The following is a 20,845-nucleotide window of genomic DNA, read 5'->3' as shown; positions in this document are numbered from 1 at the left end:
CCCATAGCCCTACATTTTAAGTAAAATGATTATCATTTTATGGACTTGGGGTAGTTATGACGGTCAAAACACATATTATTGATTTAGCACATCTTGGCATGCATGACCTAGAGCAGGTTGGTGGAAAAAATGCTTCCCTTGGAGAGATGATCAGTCATTTATCCTCAGCAGGCGTATCTGTTCCGGGTGGATTTGCGACTACTGCGGATTCGTTCAGAGAATTTCTGTCTCAAGATAATTTAGATAAAAAAATCTATGCAAAATTGGCTTCTTTAGATGCAGACAATGTACAGCAATTAGCGGTTATTGGGAAAGAAATCAGACAAATGATTGTTAATACACCATTTACCCCTGAGTTTGAATGTGCTGTTCGAGAGGGTTATGACCAGCTGTCACAGTCCATCGGCCATGATAATTTCAGTGTAGCCGTTCGCTCATCAGCCACAGCTGAAGATTTACCCGATGCATCATTTGCGGGTCAACAAGAAACTTTTTTAAACGTCAAAGGAATTGATCAAGTTTTGCTCTCGATAAAACATGTTTTCGCATCACTTTTTAACGATAGAGCGATTACTTATCGTACTCACCATCAGTTTGCTCACCATGAAGTAGCTTTATCCGCGGGTATTCAACAAATGATTCGCAGTGATATGGCTGTAAGTGGTGTGATGTTTACTATGGATACTGAGTCTGGTTTTGATCAAGTGGTATTTATTACATCTTCTTATGGTTTGGGAGAGATGGTTGTTCAAGGAGCAGTTAATCCTGATGAGTATTACGTACATAAACCCGGTATCCTAGCAGGAAGACCTGCGGTTATTCGAAGAAATCTCGGAAGTAAAGCTCTAAAAATGATCTACAATGATGATCTCAGCAAGCCAGAACGAGTTAAAACCGTAGAGGTTGATGCGAAAGAGAGATTACTGTTTTCTTTAACGCAAAGTGAAGTAGAGCTTTTAGCTCATCAAGCCATAATTATTGAAAAACATTATGGTAGACCGATGGATATAGAGTGGGCAAAAGATGGTTTAAATGGTCAATTATATATTTTGCAAGCTCGTCCGGAAACCGTTAAAAGCCGAGACAATAAACAAATATTAGAGCGCTATACCTTACAACAAAAAGGTAAAGTGTTGGCTGAAGGACGAAGTATCGGACAACGTATAGGCCAAGGTAAGGCAAGAATTATTAAAGATGTAAATGAAATGGATCGGGTGCAACCTGGTGATGTGTTGATTTCCGATATGACGGATCCTGATTGGGAACCCGTAATGAAACGTGCTGCCGCTATTGTGACTAATCGTGGCGGTAGAACATGTCATGCGGCTATTATTGCTCGTGAATTGGGTATTCCGGCCGTAGTGGGCTGTGGGGATGCCACGAAAACGATACGTGACGGTGATGAGGTTACGGTCAGCTGTGCGGAGGGAGATAACGGCTACGTTTATGAAGGATTGTTGCCATACGAACAAGCACGTCTTGATGTAGACACCATGCCTGAATTGCCAATGAAAATTATGTTGAATGTAGGTAACCCTGAAAGAGCCTTTACATTTCAATCCATACCTAACTCAGGAGTAGGTTTGGCGCGGTTGGAATTTTTAATTTCCAATACGATTGGGATTCATCCCCGTGCCTTACTTGATTTTGATCAATTGAAAGATAAGGAATTAAAGCAATTCATTACTGAAAAAACAGCAGCTTATAATTCTCCCGTTGAATACTATATTGAGCGCTTGAAGGAAGGAATTGCAACGATTGCTGCTGCGTTTTATCCAAAACCAGTCATTGTAAGATTGTCAGACTTTAAATCAAATGAATATGCAAATCTTGTCGGTGGAAATTTATATGAGCCGCATGAAGAAAATCCAATGTTGGGTTTTAGAGGTGCATCACGATATGTTTCTGAGTCATTTGCAGAATGTTTTGCTTTGGAATGTAAAGCCGTACGACGGGTTCGCGAAGATATGGGTTTAACTAACGTAGAAGTCATGATTCCATTCGTACGAACAGTAGATGAGGCGGCTAATGTAATTCAAGTTTTGAAGCAACATGGACTTGAGCGAGGTAAGCATGGGTTACGGGTGATTATGATGTGCGAATTACCCTCCAATGCATTATTAGCTAAAGAATTCTTAGAGCATTTTGATGGGTTTTCTATAGGCTCTAATGATTTAACCCAGTTAACCTTAGGATTAGATAGGGATTCAGGATTAATCGCAGCTCAATTTGATGAACGTAATGAAGCAGTGAAGGTTCTTTTGCATATGGCAATTACTGCATGTAAAAAGGCTAACAAATATATAGGCATCTGTGGACAAGGTCCCTCGGATCATCAAGACTTTGCTCAATGGTTAATGAAAGAAGGGATAGAAAGCGTGTCACTTAACCCAGATTCAGTTTTAGAAACATGTTTATTTTTGGCAAAGCAATAGAATTGGGTGTAAGTCAATGTAACTGATAAGCCTGAGCACAAAAAAACCTATTCGCAGTTTAAGCAATCAAAATTTGTGGCCTAAGCTGCAGAATAGAAGCCTCATTACGTGTATAGAACGGTGATCTTAAATTTGTAAAGAGGTCTTCTACTCCAGCCTAATTATCATAGCTTTAGCGAGGTATAAAATATTAATGCAAGTTTTAAAATGGTTGCTTCTAATCGCAGGAATAATCCCTGTTATTGCTTTTGCTTCTCCTGAGGCTAGCCATGCTGATCCGGTTGCATTTGTTTTACTCGGTGTTACTACTATTTTTTTCTTTGCAATTATTGGTCGTTATACGGCAAGACGCATCAATCAGCCTAGCGTACTTGGGGAATTGCTCATAGGAATTCTTATTGGAAATTTATTCTATTATTACGGATCCCCCTTAGCAATTTTATTACGAGAAGGTTCCTCAATTTTTGATGCCGTTAAGGAAATACTTCAAGGAGTGCCATTAAATCAGGCAGTTAGTTCGGTTATTCCTAACCCAAATTATGCACAGCAAGTTGTAGGTGCTTTGAGTGGACCGCATGGTTCCGATTATCTCAAAATTGCTTATATAGTTGATATTTTTTCAAGATATGGGGTTATTTTTCTGCTATTTATGGTGGGGTTGGAAAGCTCGCTAGAGGAAATGAAACATACTGGTCGCGATTCGCTTATTGTTGCTTTGATTGGTGTGATTGCCCCAATGTTATTAGGATTTGGTACCGTTTATTTATTGATGCCCGATGCCTCCTACCAATCCGATTTATTCATTGCGGCGACCTTGAGTGCAACCAGTATCGGAATTACTGCACGGGTCCTTACCGAAATGAAAAAATTACGCACTAAAGAAGCAAGGACTATATTGGGTGCGGCAATGTTAGATGATGTCTTGGGCCTAATTATTTTAGCTGTCGTCAGCTCCTTAGTGATTAGTGGGGTAGTAGATCTCATGATTGTATTGCGTATTATCGTAAGCGCAATGCTCTTTTTTTCAGGCAGCTTATTTTTGGGTCCCATTGTTTTACGCAAGGCGATTCATTTTTTTCGTTTTCTCGAGCCTTGGGAAGCAAAGTTATTCATTTCCTTTTTGTTCATCATGACTCTTTCTTGGTTAGCTTCAGTGCTTGAACTTGCCACAATTATTGGGGCATTTACTGCCGGAGTCATTCTTCATGATGACTATTTTGATGGCGTACCTTTAAGCCAACAAGAAAATCGGAGTATTTATCATTTATTATCGCCCTTAGAGTCTATCTTAGCACCTATGTTTTTTGTGGTAATTGGCATCCAAGTGAAATTAGAGAGTTTTTATCACTTAAATGTAATTGTTTTGGCCACCGGTTTAACCATTGCAGCAGTGATTGGCAAGCTAGTGAGTGGATATGGCGCGCGCTCCTCAAATGATCGTCTACTAATTGGTATCGGCATGCTACCCCGCGGTGAAGTCGGGTTAGTTTTCGCTTCGATTGGTCGAACTTTAGGTGTTATTTCTGATGATTTATTTTCAGCAATTGTTTTAATGGTCATGGTGACGACATTTATTGCTCCTCTTTTATTAAAAATACGTTACGCTCAGAAAGACAGGAAAATTACATGAGTAAAACTTCTTTACAGATAGAGACAGAGGTGACCCGTGCCTTACACGAAGATGTAGGTGATGGAGATATTACTGCAACTTTATTATCCGCTGATCTTCGAGCTGAAGCAGAAATTATCTCTCGAGAAGCTATGGTTGTATGCGGCCAACGTTGGGTGAATGAAGTATTTAATCAACTTGATAATCAAGTCAAACTAGAGTGGCAAGTTACTGAAGGAGAATGGTTAGAGGCTCCGACTACTTTATGTAGGTTATATGGCCCAGCACGAAGCGTCTTAACTGGAGAGCGTACTGCCTTGAATTTTTTACAAACGCTGTCTGCTACGGCTACCCAAACCTATCATTATGCGCAACAGCTTCGTGGTACACAGACTCGATTACTCGATACCCGGAAAACACTTCCTGGATTAAGAGCAGCACAAAAATATGCGGTGACTTGCGGAGGTGGCTTCAATCACCGTATGGGGCTTTATGATGCTATTTTAATTAAAGAAAATCACATCAAAGCCTGTGGTTCGGTGGCACAAGCCGTTGCATTGGCAAGAAAAAATTATAAAAATGTATTAGTTGAAGTGGAAGTTGAAACTCTGGATGAGTTACGTGAAGCAATTGGTGCTCGCCCTGATAGAATAATGCTGGATAATTTTAATCATCATATGCTTGAAGAGGCGATTAAAATAAATCAGCCCAAATGTTGTGCTTTAGAAGTGTCTGGAGGAGTTACCCTAGAAAATATTGCTACAATTAGCCAATTAGGGGTGGATTTCATTTCTGTAGGTGCAATTACTAAATCAATCCAGGCTATAGACTTAAGCTTACTTATTAGGAATATTTTATGATGCCAATGATAGTTTTTACCGGAGGAGGTACAGCAGGGCATGTGGCGCCTAATCTGGCATTAATACACGAGTTCAGCAATAAAGGTTGGGAAATTGCTTATATAGGTTCTGCTCATGGAATTGAAAAGCAAATGATAGAACCTCTTAAAATACCATTTTATGGCATAAGCAGTGGCAAATTACGTCGGTATTTAAGTCTAAAAAACTTATTCGATCCTTTTAAGATCGTATTTGGTATTGTGCAATCTTTTTTCTTGCTTAATAAATTAAAACCGGATGTAGTTTTTTCAAAGGGTGGTTTTGTTGCATTTCCGGTTGTACTAGGTGCTTGGTTAAATCGAATTCCGGTGGTGGCTCATGAGTCCGATATGAGTCCGGGACTGGCAAATCGTTTGTGTTTTCCTTTCGTGAATAAAATTTGTTTAACTTTTGCGGCAGGAAAAAAGCATTTTAAAAAACAAGATAAAATAGAAGTAACAGGAACCCCAATCCGTAAGCAGTTATTTGTCGGTAATAGCGACCATGGACGTGAGCTTTGTGGGTTTCATGCAGAGAAACCCTGTCTATTAGTTATAGGAGGCAGTTTAGGAGCAGGATCTATTAATCGGAGTATTCGTAAGGCGTTACCCCAATTGACCAAGGAATATCAAGTTATTCATATATGTGGAAAAGGAAAACTAGAGGCTTCTTTAGTAAACCTTAAGAACTACAAGCAGTTTGAATATGCTAACGAAGAATTAGCTGATTTATTTGCTGCAGCATCAGTTATAATTTCGCGAGCTGGTGCTAATTCTCTTTATGAAATTTTAGCCCTTGGAAAACCGCATATCTTAATTCCTTTACCCGCTGAGGTCAGCCGAGGAGATCAAATTCAAAATGCTCGTTATTTTCAAAAAATAGGCATTAGTCTTGTGATTGAAGATAGCGCTTTGAATACGGATATTTTACTACAAACTTTACATGAACTGGAGAATAATAAAAGGGATATTAATAATAAAATCAATGAATTAAATATTAAGTCCGCTACAGACCAACTCGTAGCTATTATCGAGGAGCAAGTTCATGTTCAATCCGCAAGCACTGTATGAATTCGTTTGTCATCAATGGAAACAAGAAATTATCCCTAGTTTATGTGATTACATAAAAATTCCTAATAAATCACCTCACTTTGATCCTAAATGGCAGGAACATGGTTTCATGGACAAGGCAGTATCACATATTGCTGATTGGTGTAAGTCTCATGCTCCTAAAGGAATGATGCTGGAGATTATGAGACTGGAGGGGCGTACTCCATTAATTTTTATTGAAATCCCTGGCGAAATTGATGAAACCGTTTTGTTGTATGGTCATCTCGATAAACAGCCGGAAATGTCTGGATGGAATGAAGATTTGCACCCGTGGAAACCTGTGTTGAAAGATGGGCGTTTATATGGTCGGGGAGCGGCAGATGATGGTTATGCTGCCTATGCCTCATTAACTGCAATTTGTGCTTTGCAGAATCAAGGATTACCCATCCCGCGTTGTGTTTTGATTATCGAAGCGTGTGAAGAGAGTGGTAGTAATGATCTGCCTTATTATATCGAGCAATTAAATGATCGGATTGGCAAACCCAAGTTAGTGATCTGCCTTGATTCAGGAGCTGGGAACTACGAGCAATTGTGGATGACTACCTCATTACGAGGAAACTTAGTCGGTGAATTATCCGTTGAACTCATTCATGAGGGTGTTCATTCAGGTGCTGCAAGCGGTATCGTAGCAGACAGTTTTCGCGTCGCTCGGCAATTAATTAGTCGTATTGAGGATGAGATTTCAGGAGAGATAAAACTATCCGAGTTGTATTGTGATATTCCCGAAGAACGAATAAAACAAGCTGACCAGTGTGCTCAAGTATTAGGAGACTCTGTTTATGCAGAATTTCCCTTGCATGAAGGGGTTGAGCCGTTAACGAAGAATAAGGCTCAATTGATTCTAAATCGGACATGGAGACCTGCGTTAACTGTCACCGGAGCTGATGGATTTCCTTCTATAGAGAACGCCGGCAATGTTTTACGACCAAAAACTGCACTAAAATTATCTATGCGTTTGCCCCCTTTGGTACACCCTAGACTTGCAGCAACAGTGATGCACGATGTATTAACTAAAGAACCACCGTATCAAGCTAAAGTGAGTTTTAATATCGGAGATGGTTCACAGGGGTGGAATGCGCCTCAACTTGCTTCTTGGTTAGAACAAGCGGTTGATGCGGCTTCAATGGCTTACTATGGAAAGCCAGCTGCTTATTTGGGAGAAGGTGGTACTATTCCTTTCATGGGGATGTTAGGTAAGAAATTCCCAGATGCTCAATTTATGATTACCGGAGTTTTGGGCCCTCATTCCAATGCTCATGGTCCTAATGAATTCTTGCACTTAGGTATGGTGAGAAAATTAACTGCATCGGTGGCATATGTACTTTATCATGTAAGGTAATGTATTTGTTAAGCTAAGCATTTCCTCATGTTAACCCTCTCCATTAAAGAGGGGGTTATAATTTTGATAAATTCTACCTTCTCTCGGAAGAAGATCCCCGCAGAATGGGTAAAGCAAGTGATGAGAGATAATACTTCTTGATCTAAAACTCATGCTATTTAATCTATTGAAACGAGCAGAAAATTTCATCCAAATTTTGTTACGTATTGAACTTAAAGCAAAAAAAATTAAAAAACTCTCGACATAAAGTACAAATCTTGGGATACTTTTGCCGGCTCTGGAACGAGCCACTTAGTCCAACAATTAGGAGAAAATTATGAAAGCAAAATTTATTGCTACTGTTTTGTCATTATCTGTAGTTACTTGCTCTGCTCATGCAGTTATCACTAAAGAAATCTCAGTCAAAAAAAAACCCCCTGTAGTAATTCATAAAATTGATCTCAACACAGCTGATTTATCAATGCTTACCGGTTCAGTTAAAGGCATAGGAAAAAAGCGAGCTGAAGCGATTATCGCATATCGTAAAAGTCATCATGGTTTTAAGTCTTTGGAAGAGCTGGCTGATGTGAAGGGCTTAGGCCAACATTTTGTGACATTGAATCGTGATAAATTAAATCAAGTGTTTGTTATTAATAAAATAGAATAAGAATTATATAAATTAAGTGGAACACTTTTATGTCGCTGTTGTAAGTATTAATTACAACAGTGACACACAAGTGAAGAACGTGATTTAGAGTGTCTGTATTGGTGTGTTAATTTCATCTAAATCATGTTTTAAATGACTTATTTCGCTCTTAAAGAATGTAAAGCTCGTTGCTGATCGAATCGGAATAAACCCTCTTTTATGCTGAATGGCTTTAAGAAGTTTCCCGATACCACTTTCTTTATCTTTTTCTTTGCTCAACTCATTATTTATTTCAATTTCAGTCAAAGTAGCTAATTTATTTTTGTCTTCAATAGACAGCTGTTGGAACGCTGTTTCAATTGCCTCAATTTTCTTATGTGGATCAGAAGAAAAGAAACCCGCTCTCTCTAAAATCCCTTTATTTACTGTTTCTATAAATTCATTAATCTTTTCCAAGCGTTTAATTTCAGTGACTATCTTTGCTAAACTTTCTTTTTCGTTACAGCTCATTATTTCTTGTTTTATTTTGCTTGTATCTGTTTTATTTAGACGCAATCTTCCGAGAGCGATTAACAGATCAGGTTTTATATTATCAGTAGGTAATTCAACGGGCTGATTTAAACGTTCTGGTTCGGGTATTGGTTGTTTTTTAAGTAATAATTCCTTGAGTTGAGCGTTCTCTTGCCGCAAAGATTCTAACTGAGTTTTAAGATCAATCACATCAGTTTCAGGTTCTTGGATTTGTTTCCCTTTTTCAACTCGCTTAAGTAATAAGCTATTTTCATTTCGTAAAAATTCCAACTCAGATTTAAGCGAGGCTGTCTCGGATACAACTTCACTAGATGGTATGGTAGTTTGTTCCACTATCTTGAGTTGTTGTTGTAATAAAATTTGTTCTCGTTGTAAGATTTCTAACTGTTTTGTAAGTTCAACGATAGTTTGCTCGTGTTTTTGTGCTGAAATTAACTTCTTTTTTAATTCGTTATTTTCGTTTTGAACAATCTGTAATTGTTTCCTCAACTCTTCTAGAGTGTTACTGTTTTGTCGGACAGTGCTCCTAGTTTTTTCTATTTCGCTTTTTTGCTTCTCAATGAGTTCTTTAGAAGCTGATTCGACTTTTTGTAATCGTTCAACCTCTTTATTTTGTTGGTCAAGCTTTTTGACCGTAGCATCAAACTCATGCGTAAAATGTTCATAGCGTTGTTGTAAACTTTTTAGCGCTTTTTCAGATTCCTCTAGAGCAACCATTTTTTGTTTTGAGGTTTCAACTGCCTTATTCAATTCTTCCTGAGAAGCCAATAATTCTTTTCTAATTTTATCGAAAGCTGCTCGCCATTGTGCGTCATAAACATTGATAAGTTGAATGAGCGTCATGGATTGCAATGCTTCGGCTTTTTTAGGATCTTTCTCTTTCTCTAGCAAATTGTTCCTAAAATCACGAATATATTGATTGATTTTCTCTTGATTTCCTTGCGGGAAACCAAGATTTTGAAAAGTCTCATTAAGGACTTCTTCATGCCTTTTTGCTTCCTTGGCAAATTCTTTCACAACTTCGTAACGGGCATTAGCTATTCCAAAACATTTTCTACATTGTTCTAATGATGCTCTTATTTCATCACTGAATATTAGGGCTTGTTTTGCTTTACTCTTTTTTAAATTGATAATATCTTGCAGACTTTGCTCAATTGCTTTGCACATCGAGGTCCATTGCAAATCTATCCCAGATGTCTGCGCTTGTCCTTTACCTGTTCTCTTTGCTTCAGCTACAGCTGCTCTTTCCTCTTCGGGTAATACACTAAAAGGGGTTCGCATGAAGTCAGCTAAATTAAGGATTGAATCAAGGAGGTTATTTACTTTGTCTGCATACTTACCTTCGAATAACTCTTTTGGACGTTGGGGAGCAATGTCTTTAAATAGTAGAAGATGTAATATTTTTTTATGTTTTTGAGATGGAGTACCCTCGAGACTGTCAAAAAATTTTTGAGGTGTAAAACCTTCAGGAATTAATGGTTTAACAAAAGTATGAACTATGTCGATTTGTTCCTCACTCAACTCAACAATCGGCTTGTCGTTCAATTTTATTCCTAAGCGTAAATAAGCACCCAACAGCGCTGATGCATCAATTGCGGCTTTGCTTGGCTGGGGGATATGAAGTCGCTGATCTCCTCTCAGGCTTATAAAATTAGCAATGTTGTCCATTATCTTTTTATATTCGGGAGTATCTTTTCCTTTATTGGTTGCTTCTTTTAAAAAACAAAAAAGATTGAAAAGAAGTTTAGCTATTAGATCCGGTTCGCCTTGAGTCCATTGTGATAATTCATTTGATTGTAAGCTGCTGGGCATAATAAATTAAAACCTCAAGTTAAGATTATCTATTTTAGGAATGGTAGTGTATTATATAATCAATTTGATTACAAAATATATTTTTAATTGGAAATTGAACCATAAAGGAATATTTAATATAATCAAATTGATTTCAGAATATTTTTTAATTTAACAAAATTAGAGCATATGGGAAGTTTTGACTCATTTTAAGTGTATAATTTTAAAAATAATTTGTGATTGTTGAATGTGCATAATAGTATCAAAAGCTACTTATTTTTGATTCCGATGCTTACCAAAATTGAAAACTCTCTTCATGTATAAAAATTCACTCTTTAATTTTAAATTGTTGTGTAAGAACTGTCGATTTTTATCCAAATTTAGTATAAAGTAGCGCAAAAAAAAGAACGGGATAGTGCAGCTTATGTTCAGAAAATTAAGGGGCGTGTTCTCCAATGATTTATCAATTGATTTGGGAACAGCTAATACATTGATTTATGTGAGAGATAAAGGGATTGTTCTAAATGAACCCTCTGTAGTGGCTTTACGTAATGAATCAGGACAAAAGCGCGTTGCGGCAGTAGGTCTTGAAGCGAAGCGTATGTTGGGAAGAACCCCAGGAAACATAAATGCGATTAGACCAATGAAAGATGGTGTGATCGCTGACTTTTTTGTTACTGAAAAAATGCTGCAGCATTTCATTCATAAAGTTCATGAAAACAAATTTTTACGTCCAAGTCCTCGTGTTTTGGTTTGTGTTCCCTGTGGTTCGACCCAAGTTGAACGTCGTGCGATTCGTGAATCTGCAATGGGTGCTGGTGCTCGTGAAGTATTTTTGATTGAAGAACCTATGGCTGCTGCTTTAGGGTCTGGAATGCCGGTTGAGGAAGCCAGTGGCTCTATGGTTGTCGATATAGGTGGCGGTACAACCGAAGTTGCGATTATTTCCTTAAGTGGAATTGTTTACCACCAATCCGTTCGTATAGGTGGTGATAAGTTTGATGATGCGATTGTATCTTATGTACGTCGAAACTATGGAACACTTATTGGTGAAACCACCGCAGAGCGTATTAAACATGAAATTGGCTCCGCATTTCCAAGTCGTGATTTGTTTGAAATAGAAGTCCGAGGAAGAAACCTGGCTGAAGGAGTTCCTCGTAGTTTCATCCTTACCAGTGCAGAAATTTTAGAAGCTCTTCAAGAGCCCTTATCAGGTATTGTTGGCGCAGTGAGAGCTGCGTTGGAATTAGCTCCACCTGAGTTGGCTGCTGATATTGCTGAACGAGGTATGGTTTTAACCGGAGGCGGGGCTCTGTTGAAAAATATAGATACTTTGCTCATGGAAGAAACTGGTTTACCTGTATTAATTGCTGAAGATCCGCTGACCTGCGTAGCACGTGGTGGTGGTAAAGCTTTAGAAACCATGGATTTGCGCGGCGGTGATTTCCTCTCAACAGAATAATACGTATAACAGATTATTTAGTAGGCGCGGGTACAGTTCTATTGGATTTGTGCTCGCGCTTGTCTTTTCTGTTTTTTTGATGTTTTCAGATTATCATTATCGGTATTTAGATAATGTGCGGAGTGGTTTTTCCTTTGTTGTTGCTCCTTTGCAATATGCAGTAGATTATCCTGTTCGCGTTATTGGTTGGGTACAGTCTCTGGTTAGTGCGAAAAAAGCTTTAATAGCCGAAAACATGCAGTTACGGTATCAGCAGACCATGCTGGAGGCCGAATTACAAAAATTAATTATCATTCAAAAAGAAAACTCTCAACTGAAAGAGTTACTTCTCACTTCATCAAAAGCAGATATGAGTGCAATGGCTGCACAAATTCTTGCTGTTGATACGAGTAATTCACGTCAGGTCGTTATCTTAAATAAAGGAAAACGTGATGGTGCCTACGTTGGGCAACCCGTTTTAGATGCCAAAGGTGTTATGGGGCAAATTGTTGATGTAGGTCCTATAACCAGTACAGTCTTACTTATTTCTGACTCCAAGAGTGCTGTCCCGGTACGAAATAATCGTACTGGAGAACGTGCGATTCTTGTGGGAACGAATGACATAGAGAAATTATCTTTAATTAATTTACCGAAAACCTCCTCGATCCACCCAGGCGATGTATTGGTGACCTCAGGCTTGGACAGGCATTTCCCTGAAGGATATCCTGTAGGGCGTGTAGAAGAGGTGAATAGCATTCCTGGTGAAGATTTTGTTAAGGTGAAAGTAAAACCTGTTGCCTTACTTAATCGTAATCGGCTGGTGCTATTGATCTGGCAAGATGCGGAGCAAGAGCAATTAAATACGCAAATTAATGAACGTTTAAATGCTAAGGAGACTATGTGATGAGAAATCTTCGCATACGGTTATGCTTGGGATTTATTGTGGCTCTTCTATTGTCAATATTACCTATGCCTGAATTAATCTCTGCTTTTAGGCCTCCTTGGGTTCTATTACTCGTGCTTTATATAGAATATTTTTTACCGGGCAATTTTCGATTGACCACCTTATTGTTTGTGGGATTATTATTGGATGTTCTATTGGCAACGGTAATTGGAGAACACTCGTTTGCCTTGCTTTTAGTTACTTGGATTGCTTCCAGCAAATCCAGACGATTCCAATTCTTCTCTATGATGCAGCAAATATTTTTAATTGGATTTTTTTGTCTTTTATATCAATCAATTATATCTTTAACTACGGCCCTACTTGGTTTCAACTATAGTTTGTTCATGCCTGTAGCGAGTGCTTTAGTGGGCATGTTTATCTGGCCATGGATCCGCCTCCTTGGTGAAGATACTTTGTTGAAACGCTTGGTATATCGTTAAACTTCATCCAATCGTTGCGAAGAACCTTCATTCTGTAACACAGTACTAAGATGAAAGGGCCCTGGTTTTACTCGGGATGAAGGGTTTGGTTATAGGTGATGTATTGTTCTATATTCCCCAGGCTGTAAATTCTCTAAGCTCCAATTACCTATTCTATGGCGAACCAATCTTAAAGTAGGGAACCCAATAGCAGCAGTCATTCTACGAACCTGATGATTTTTTCCTTCTTTTAAAATAATTTCCAACCAGCTTGTAGGGATGTTTTTACGAAAGCGAATAGGGGGATTACGTGGCCATAATAGAGGCTCATCTATGATTTTAACTTCGGCAGGCAAAAAGCTAATATCTTTGAGTACTAAACCTTTTTTCAGCGGAACTAAATCCATTTCATCGGGAATGCCTTCTACCTGAACCCAATAATATTTTCTTTTATTGAATTTGGGGTGAGTTAACTGATATTGCAGCGTACCGTTATTCGTTAATAATAATAGGCCTTCGCTGTTCTTATCTAACCTTCCTGCTGCGTAAAAATCAGGTTTATTAATAAAAGAAGCTAATGTATGTTCCTGAGCTTCACCGGAGAATTGGCTAACAATCCCATAGGGTTTATTGAACAGTATAATTTCTGGCATTAAGTATGATATAAAAAAGCTTAAGTGCGTTTATAGTAGGGTCTTTTTCTATTATGAGCAATTCCAAATTCATTGTTTTTATAGGTTAATTCTTATACAATAACGCAAAAATTATACTTTATGGTGAAAATTGTTTATGAAATATTCAATCTTAATTTCTCTCCTTTTTTGTCAATGTACCTATGCGATGAGTCATATTGTCATGGTTGGTGATGAAAAAGTAGAAATTAAGCATATTGTCGGAAGAGGTAAGACTTTTATACACTTGCATCATAATGAACAAACAGCTTTAAAAGCGGCTCAGGCAGTGGTTCAGAAAGATGGAGGAAGTCTTATTACTTTAGTACATTCTGGCGGTCGCAATGTAGTCTTTCATTTAAACAACCAACGTTTTGAATTTGATCCGAATCGGATTTTTACTGACAATGGAATCAAAAAAACGCTCTCACAGTTCGGTCAATATAATTCACGGGCGCATCAAGAAGTAAATAAGTTGGCCACTAAAATCAAGCAGTTACTTCCAAAAGGTAAAGTAGTAGCGGTTCATAATAATTCAACTTATTCACTTAAAGATTATTTACCCGGAAACACGTTAGAAAAAGATGCGCAGGCGATACATATGATCCCCGAAAATTATTTCCGTAATTTTTATTTAGTCACCAAAATTAATGATTTCCTTCGTTTAAAAAGTAAAGGTTATAATGGAATTTTACAAAAACCTTCCGCAACAGATGATGGATCATTATCCATCTATTTGGCAAAAAATGATTATATCAATGTCGAAGCAGGATACGATCAACTTGTTGAACAGATCAAAATGTTGCAACATGCATAGTAAACATTCAAGACATGCTAATTAAATAGAAATGGTACTTGGGATTCCAAGTTATCACATGCTATCATTGCCTTTTCTCTAATTTTACGGAGTTGTCAATGACCTACGATAAAATCAAAGTGCCTTCACAGGGTGAGGCTATAACAGTTGCTGCTGATCTGTCACTTCGTGTACCTAATAATCCCATTATTCCTTTCATTGAAGGAGATGGTATTGGTGTGGACGTAACTCCACCCATGATTCGTGTTGTTGATGCTGCGGTTGCAAAGGCATATGGCGATAAGAGAAAAATTGCCTGGATGGAAGTATATGCAGGAGAAAAAGCAACTGAAGTTTATGGTTCCGATCAATGGTTACCTAAAGAAACTTTAGATGCGATGAAAAAATATGTTGTTTCGATTAAAGGTCCCCTGACTACTCCAGTTGGAGGCGGAATTCGTTCACTAAACGTTGCTATTCGCCAAGAAATGGATCTTTACACTTGTTTGCGACCCATTCGTTATTTTGACGGCGTCCCAAGTCCACTCAAAGAGCCTGAGAAAACCGATATGGTTATTTTTAGAGAAAACTCTGAGGACATTTATGCGGGTATTGAATGGAAGGCTGATTCCCCAGAAGCTAAGCAAGTGATTGAATTCTTACGAAAGGATATGGGTGTTAAAAAAATTCGTTTTCCAGAGCACTGTGGTATAGGTATAAAACCTGTTTCTAAAGAAGGAACTACACGCTTGGTAAGAGCTGCAATCCAATATGCCATTGATAATGATCGCCAAACAGTTACTTTGGTTCACAAAGGTAATATCATGAAATTTACTGAAGGGGCCTTTAAAGATTGGGGTTACCAAGTGGCACGTGATGTTTTTGGTGCTAAAGAATATGAAGGGGGTCCTTGGATGGAATTCAAGAATCCTAAGACAGGTAAGCAAATCATTATAAATGATGTAATTGCCGACGCGTTCTTGCAACAAATTCTTTTAAGACCGGAAGATTACAGCGTAATTGCTACGCTTAATTTAAATGGTGATTATATTTCCGATGCTTTAGCTGCTCAAGTAGGTGGTATCGGTATTGCTCCAGGGGCAAATATAAGCGATGACGTTGCTGTATTTGAAGCAACCCATGGCACGGCACCAAAATATGCGGGCAAGAATAAAGTTAACCCCGGGTCAATTATTCTATCTGCCGAAATGATGTTGCGTCACATGGGATGGAATGAAGCTGCTGATTTAATAATCAAAGGCATGCAAGGTGCCATTGCAGCTAAAACAGTCACCTATGATTTTGAGCGTGGTATGAACGGTGCAACTTTGGTTAGTAGCTCTGGTTTTGGAGATGAAATAATTAAACATATGTAAATCGTATGGATGAATTTGAGCCTTAGTGGAATACAATACAATTGGTATTATCCCTTTTTTTGTATTTTCACCAAGGCTACTTTTGTACCATCTACAATTTATACCTTTAATGAATGTTATCTAATCAATATGTTTTTGATTATTTCAAAGACTAATTTTTTCATTAAAAATAGATGATTTTACTGGCCAAAAGTGCGTAGGGAGTCTATAAAAATAGTATAGAGGTTGTATGTTATGAGCGGGCAAAATCTAGAGGAAATTGTTAGGCATAAAGTCGCTGAACCTGAGTTGAGCACGGAAATCAGAGTGCCTAGAAAGTACAAAGTAGTATTGCTCAATGATGATTATACACCTATGGATTTTGTAGTAGAGGTACTGAAGCATTTTTTTCACTTGAGTGAAGAAATCGCTGTTCAGGTGATGTTACAGGTTCATATCCAAGGAAAAGGCGTGTGTGGGGTATTTACACGAGATATAGCAGAAACAAAAGTAGCACTGGTAAATGAATACGCCAGAATGAATCAGCACCCATTGCTATCCAGCATGGAACCCGAGTAATTTGCTGTGGGCTGAAGAGGAGCAACGACAATGTTAAATAAAGAACTTGAATTCACCTTGAATTTAGCGTTCAAGGAAGCAAAAGAGAAGCGTCATGAATTTATGACCGTTGAGCATTTGTTGTTGTCATTGCTTGATAATCCAGCGGCTGGAAGTGTATTACAAGCATGTGATGCAAATATTGAAGCATTACGTCGCGATTTAATTGAGTTCATTGACGAAACAACTCCTAGAATTCCTGAAGACGAATTGGATAGAGAAACACAACCTACACTTGGCTTTCAACGTGTGTTACAACGTGCAGTATTTCACGTCCAATCTGCTGGCAAAACCGAAGTAACTGGCGCTAACGTATTAGCAGCAATTTTTAGTGAACAAGAAAGCCAAGCAGTATATTTTTTACGACGTGAGAACATTACGCGACTTGATGTAATTAATTATATTTCTCATGGTGTTTCGAAGTATCAAAACAATGATATGCATGAAAATATGAACTCTATGGAAGATGATATGAGTTCATCAGAGGGAAATGAGTCACCTTTGGAAAGCTATTGTACGAACCTCAACCGACGTGCGAAACAAGGAAAAATTGATCCCTTGATTGGACGTCATGAAGAAGTACAACGTACTATTCAGGTATTATGTCGACGTAGAAAAAATAATCCCTTGCTGGTAGGTGAAGCGGGAGTGGGTAAAACTGCGATTGCAGAAGGCCTGGCTCGACGTATTGTAGATGGGGAAATACCTGACGCCATCCGGGATTGTATTGTTTATTCGCTGGATTTAGGGGCATTACTTGCTGGAACCAAATATCGGGGTGATTTTGAAAAACGATTGAAAGCAGTATTAAAACAATTAGGTCAACAAGATGGGGCAGTACTGTTTATTGATGAAATTCATACAATTATTGGTGCCGGAGCTGCATCCGGTGGGGTTATGGATGCCTCTAATTTAATTAAACCCCTATTGGCAAACGGCGAGCTGAAATGTATAGGTTCTACAACGTACCAAGAATACCGAGGTATTTTTGAGAAAGATAGAGCTTTAGCAAGACGTTTCCAAAAAATTGATATTCCTGAACCTACAGTTGACGAAACGTTTGAAATATTGAAGGGGTTGAAAGGACGATTAGAAGAACATCACGGAGTAAAATTCACTATTCCTGCACTGAAAGCAGCTGCTGAATTATCTGCGAAATACATCAATGATCGATTTTTACCGGATAAAGCAATTGACGTGGTTGACGAGGCAGGTGCTTACCAGAATTTATTAACGGCGAGCAAACGCAAAAAAATTATAAGTGTGACCGAAATTGAGAGTGTTGTTGCGAAAATTGCACGCATACCTATCAAGAAAGTTTCTGCTCGTGATAAAGATACTTTACGGAATTTAGAACGCGATTTGAAGCTCTTAGTTTATGGACAAGATCAGGCGATCACTGCGTTAGCTTCTGCAATTAAATTAGGTCGCTCTGGCCTTAGAGATCCACAAAAACCCGTGGGTTGTTTCTTATTTGCTGGACCAACAGGGGTTGGAAAAACAGAAGTAACCAGACAATTGGCTAACGTTTTAGGAATTGAATTGCTACGTTTTGATATGTCTGAATACATGGAAAAACATACTGTTTCTCGTCTAATTGGTGCTCCCCCAGGATATGTTGGTTATGATCAAGGCGGTTTGCTGACCGAAGCAGTTACTAAAAACCCTCATGCAGTGTTGTTGCTTGATGAAATAGAAAAGGCCCATCCAGATGTATTTAATTTGCTGTTGCAAATTATGGATCATGGTACTTTAACGGATACTAATGGACGTCAAGCCGATTTTAGACATATTATTCTGGTAATGACCTCTAATGCAGGTGCCGGAGAGATAGTACGGAACTCCATTGGATTCTCCCAACAAGATAATAGCAATGATGGGCTTGAAGTGATCAAGAAACAATTTAGTCCCGAATTTAGAAATAGGCTCGATGCAATTATTAATTTTGCTCCATTGGATTCAGTGACCATTGGTTTAGTTGTCGATAAATTTATTATGGAGTTGGATGAACAATTAAGTCATAAAGGTGTCACTTTTAACGTTGATAAAATGGCTCGTGAATGGCTTATTGAGCACGGTTACGACAAAGTAATGGGCGCTCGACCCATGGCACGATTGATCCAAGAGAATGTAAAAAAACCTCTCGCTGATGAACTTTTATTCGGTAAGTTAATGCATGGTGGTCACGTCACCTTAAAAGTTAAAGACGGTAAGTTACATTTTGTCAGTCATGATCATAGAGAGGGCGTTTTTTAGATGACATTGACTGTAATAATAATAACTAAAAATGAAGAGAGAAATATCAGAAGATGTCTCGAATCCGTACGATTTGCTGATGAAGTAGTTGTACTGGATTCGGGAAGTACTGATAAAACAGTTGCCATTGCCAAAGAATATACGGAGCATGTTTTCTCTACTGACTGGCCAGGCTATGGTGCTCAAAAGCAAAGAGCATTATCTAAAGCTACAGGAGATTGGGTGCTAAATCTTGATGCTGATGAATCCGTCAGCGAGGAGTTGCAGCAAGAAATCAAGGCAGCCATGTCCTCAAATTCAGCCGATGCTTTTAGAATTGCAATTCAAATGTATTTCTATAATCAACCTTTAAAATACTCTTCTAGTCCTAAACGTCACGTTCGCCTTTTTAAACGGGAAAACGCCTATTTCAGTAATGACATTGTGCATGAAAAAATAGTACTACCCGAGAGTACACGAATTGGTAAAATCAAAAATGTCATTATGCACCACTCATTTAAAGATGTAAGTCATGTCTTATATAAGATGAATAAATATTCATCTTATAGCGCGAAAACATACATCTTAAATAAGAGAAAATCCAGTTTCAGCAAAACAGTGGCCAGTACAACATGGATGTTTTTCAGATGTTATATCTTGCAACGTGGTTTTTTAGATGGCAGAATAGGTTTTTTATTTGCAGTGTTTAATGCACAAGGTACTTTTTATCGTGGTATTAAACAATTGTATCAAGATAGCAATATAGACCAATTGCCAAAAAGCACAGAGGAATTAATTTGAGACTGAGCTTGCTAGAAGAAAAAAACAATTTATTGATACCAACGCTTCTTGTTTTGTTAGCATTTTTTATCCCAATAAGTGTCAGCATCAAGTCCATTTTAGTGGTAGTTAGTATAGTGGCTCTTTTGCTAGCGCCTTATTACAGACAATATATGTATTATGCTTTTAATACATTATGGGCTCGTGCCGCTATTGGTTTATTTCTTTTTGTCATTATCGCCTGTTTGTGGTCTGAAGCACCGTACGCCTTACAGTACAATATTGTCGATAAATATTCTAAGTTAATTTTCCTGCCTGTATTTGCCGTAGGGTTTATTAAACCACAGACTAGATTATGGGTTTTAAATAGCTATATATTAACGATGATATTGACGTGTATTATATCAGTGCTAAAGTCAAAACATTTAATAACATTTCATTCCACAGATCCTGCTGATGTATTTTATAACCACATTATTACTGGATTTATGGTAGCCCTAGGTGTTTATTTTGCTGGCATCTTGGTATTACAGCAGAATATGAATAAAGGATTACGGATTTTTTATCTATTTATGATTATCTTAGGAACTTATCAGACATTTTTTCTTAATCCAGGGAGAACAGGTTACATTATTTATGGTGTTTTAATGTCTTTACTAATAGTGCAAAAACTTCCCTTTAAAAAGGCTTTGGTAGGAATTTTGGGGTTTATCGTTGCAATTAGTTTAGCTTATACTTTGAGCCCTGTGATGCAAAATGGAGTTCATTTAATGATTACAGATATCAAGCTTCTGAAACACAACCAAGCAGATACCTCTTTAGGTTTTAGAATTCAATTTCATCAATATGCGCAATCTTTATTTGAAAAACATCCACTTATAGGTGTGGGCACTGGAGGTTTTCAATATAGCTTTCAGAAAGATCAGCCTATTCCTGCTTGGGGAAAAAAGCTTAATGAGCCTCATGGTCAATATTGGTTAACTCTTGCAGAACTGGGATTAGTAGGTATTATTCTGTTTCTTTTTTTTATAGGAACCTTGTTTTTAACTGCCTTCAGGCTTAACCAAATGAAGCCCATTCTTTTAGGATTATTGGTTTCTTTTTGTGTTTTATCGTTCTCAGATACTATATTTTGTTATTCAACAATAGGTTACTTGTTAATTCTTTTCAGTGCATTATGTTTTGGTGAAATCATAGAAAATCAAAAGGCAATAATCGATCAGGCGCATGAGTACAAATAACCTCAGCACGAACTCCGATTTTAGCCTGG

General features: G+C 38.0%; 17 protein-coding genes. 15 read left to right on the top strand and 2 right to left on the bottom strand.

What is annotated here, in order from left to right:
* Window positions 1-56: 56 nt before the first annotated feature.
* The 6 genes from ppsA to HBNCFIEN_RS10665 all read left to right on the top strand — a co-directional run bounded on the left by ppsA (window position 57) and on the right by HBNCFIEN_RS10665 (window position 8,016).
* Complete coding sequence (gene ppsA, locus HBNCFIEN_RS10690) at window positions 57-2,435, top strand: phosphoenolpyruvate synthase (RefSeq protein ID WP_182391075.1); 2,379 nt, start codon at window positions 57-59, stop codon at window positions 2,433-2,435.
* 193 nt (window positions 2,436-2,628) lie between these two features.
* A complete protein-coding gene (locus HBNCFIEN_RS10685) occupies window positions 2,629-4,065 on the top strand; it encodes a cation:proton antiporter (RefSeq protein ID WP_182391074.1) in 1,437 nt (478 codons plus the stop codon).
* A complete protein-coding gene (gene nadC, locus HBNCFIEN_RS10680; RefSeq protein WP_182391073.1) occupies window positions 4,062-4,904 on the top strand; it encodes a carboxylating nicotinate-nucleotide diphosphorylase in 843 nt (280 codons plus the stop codon). The genes HBNCFIEN_RS10685 and nadC overlap by 4 nt, the downstream gene beginning before the upstream one ends.
* Window positions 4,901-5,992, top strand: a complete 1,092-nt coding sequence (locus HBNCFIEN_RS10675; RefSeq protein WP_182391072.1) for an undecaprenyldiphospho-muramoylpentapeptide beta-N-acetylglucosaminyltransferase — start codon at window positions 4,901-4,903, stop codon at window positions 5,990-5,992. The genes nadC and HBNCFIEN_RS10675 overlap by 4 nt, the downstream gene beginning before the upstream one ends.
* Entirely contained in the window at window positions 5,967-7,370 is a 1,404-nt protein-coding gene (locus tag HBNCFIEN_RS10670; protein WP_182391071.1) for a M20 family metallopeptidase, read from the top strand. Before HBNCFIEN_RS10675 ends, HBNCFIEN_RS10670 begins: the two co-directional genes overlap by 26 nt.
* A gap of 316 nt (window positions 7,371-7,686) precedes the next feature.
* Window positions 7,687-8,016 (top strand): helix-hairpin-helix domain-containing protein, encoded by a 330-nt coding sequence (locus HBNCFIEN_RS10665; RefSeq protein ID WP_182391070.1) that lies wholly within the window; start codon window positions 7,687-7,689, stop codon window positions 8,014-8,016.
* A gap of 84 nt (window positions 8,017-8,100) precedes the next feature.
* Here HBNCFIEN_RS10665 and HBNCFIEN_RS10660 read toward each other — a convergent pair whose 3' ends face one another.
* Entirely contained in the window at window positions 8,101-10,338 is a 2,238-nt protein-coding gene (locus HBNCFIEN_RS10660) for a hypothetical protein (RefSeq protein ID WP_182391069.1), read from the bottom strand.
* A gap of 403 nt (window positions 10,339-10,741) precedes the next feature.
* Here HBNCFIEN_RS10660 and HBNCFIEN_RS10655 point away from each other — a divergent pair, with 403 nt between their 5' ends.
* From HBNCFIEN_RS10655 to mreD, 3 genes are read left to right on the top strand one after another with little or no spacing between them, the layout of a single operon-like run.
* The gene (locus HBNCFIEN_RS10655; protein ID WP_003636696.1) at window positions 10,742-11,779 is read left to right on the top strand and encodes a rod shape-determining protein; all 1,038 of its coding nucleotides are present in this window, start codon (window positions 10,742-10,744) and stop codon (window positions 11,777-11,779) included.
* Window positions 11,757-12,662, top strand: a complete 906-nt coding sequence (gene mreC, locus HBNCFIEN_RS10650) for a rod shape-determining protein MreC (RefSeq protein ID WP_182391068.1) — start codon at window positions 11,757-11,759, stop codon at window positions 12,660-12,662. The genes HBNCFIEN_RS10655 and mreC overlap by 23 nt, the downstream gene beginning before the upstream one ends.
* Complete coding sequence (gene mreD / locus HBNCFIEN_RS10645) at window positions 12,662-13,141, top strand: rod shape-determining protein MreD (protein ID WP_182391067.1); 480 nt, start codon at window positions 12,662-12,664, stop codon at window positions 13,139-13,141. The genes mreC and mreD overlap by 1 nt, the downstream gene beginning before the upstream one ends.
* A gap of 89 nt (window positions 13,142-13,230) precedes the next feature.
* Here the strand turns inward: mreD and HBNCFIEN_RS10640 are convergent, their stop codons facing one another.
* Window positions 13,231-13,773 carry a pseudouridine synthase gene (locus HBNCFIEN_RS10640; protein ID WP_182391066.1) on the bottom strand — a complete coding sequence of 181 codons (543 nt, stop codon included), beginning with the start codon at window positions 13,771-13,773 and terminating at the stop codon, window positions 13,231-13,233.
* A gap of 136 nt (window positions 13,774-13,909) precedes the next feature.
* Between HBNCFIEN_RS10640 and HBNCFIEN_RS10635 the strand changes: the two genes are divergently transcribed.
* From HBNCFIEN_RS10635 to HBNCFIEN_RS10610, 6 genes are all read left to right on the top strand, one after another.
* A complete protein-coding gene (locus HBNCFIEN_RS10635) occupies window positions 13,910-14,608 on the top strand; it encodes a protein tyrosine phosphatase (protein WP_182391065.1) in 699 nt (232 codons plus the stop codon).
* Between the two features lie 98 nt (window positions 14,609-14,706).
* Window positions 14,707-15,963 carry an NADP-dependent isocitrate dehydrogenase gene (gene icd, locus HBNCFIEN_RS10630; RefSeq protein WP_182391064.1) on the top strand — a complete coding sequence of 419 codons (1,257 nt, stop codon included), beginning with the start codon at window positions 14,707-14,709 and terminating at the stop codon, window positions 15,961-15,963.
* A gap of 234 nt (window positions 15,964-16,197) precedes the next feature.
* Window positions 16,198-16,521: an ATP-dependent Clp protease adapter ClpS gene (gene clpS, locus HBNCFIEN_RS10625; RefSeq protein WP_182391063.1), complete on the top strand. Its 324-nt coding sequence runs from the start codon at window positions 16,198-16,200 to the stop codon at window positions 16,519-16,521.
* Between the two features lie 30 nt (window positions 16,522-16,551).
* A complete protein-coding gene (gene clpA, locus HBNCFIEN_RS10620; protein ID WP_182391062.1) occupies window positions 16,552-18,816 on the top strand; it encodes an ATP-dependent Clp protease ATP-binding subunit ClpA in 2,265 nt (754 codons plus the stop codon).
* Entirely contained in the window at window positions 18,817-19,596 is a 780-nt protein-coding gene (locus HBNCFIEN_RS10615) for a glycosyltransferase family 2 protein (RefSeq protein WP_182391061.1), read from the top strand. It begins immediately after the preceding gene.
* Window positions 19,593-20,816, top strand: coding sequence for an O-antigen ligase (locus HBNCFIEN_RS10610; protein ID WP_182391060.1), 1,224 nt, complete (start codon window positions 19,593-19,595; stop codon window positions 20,814-20,816). The genes HBNCFIEN_RS10615 and HBNCFIEN_RS10610 overlap by 4 nt, the downstream gene beginning before the upstream one ends.
* The last annotated feature ends 29 nt before the right edge of the window (window positions 20,817-20,845 follow it).

This window comes from Legionella sp. PC997 (assembly GCF_014109825.1).
In the GTDB taxonomy this organism is placed as follows: domain Bacteria; phylum Pseudomonadota; class Gammaproteobacteria; order Legionellales; family Legionellaceae; genus Legionella.
The sequence above is the reverse complement of the archived record's forward strand: the minus strand, read 5'-3'. Positions and strand labels throughout refer to the sequence as shown.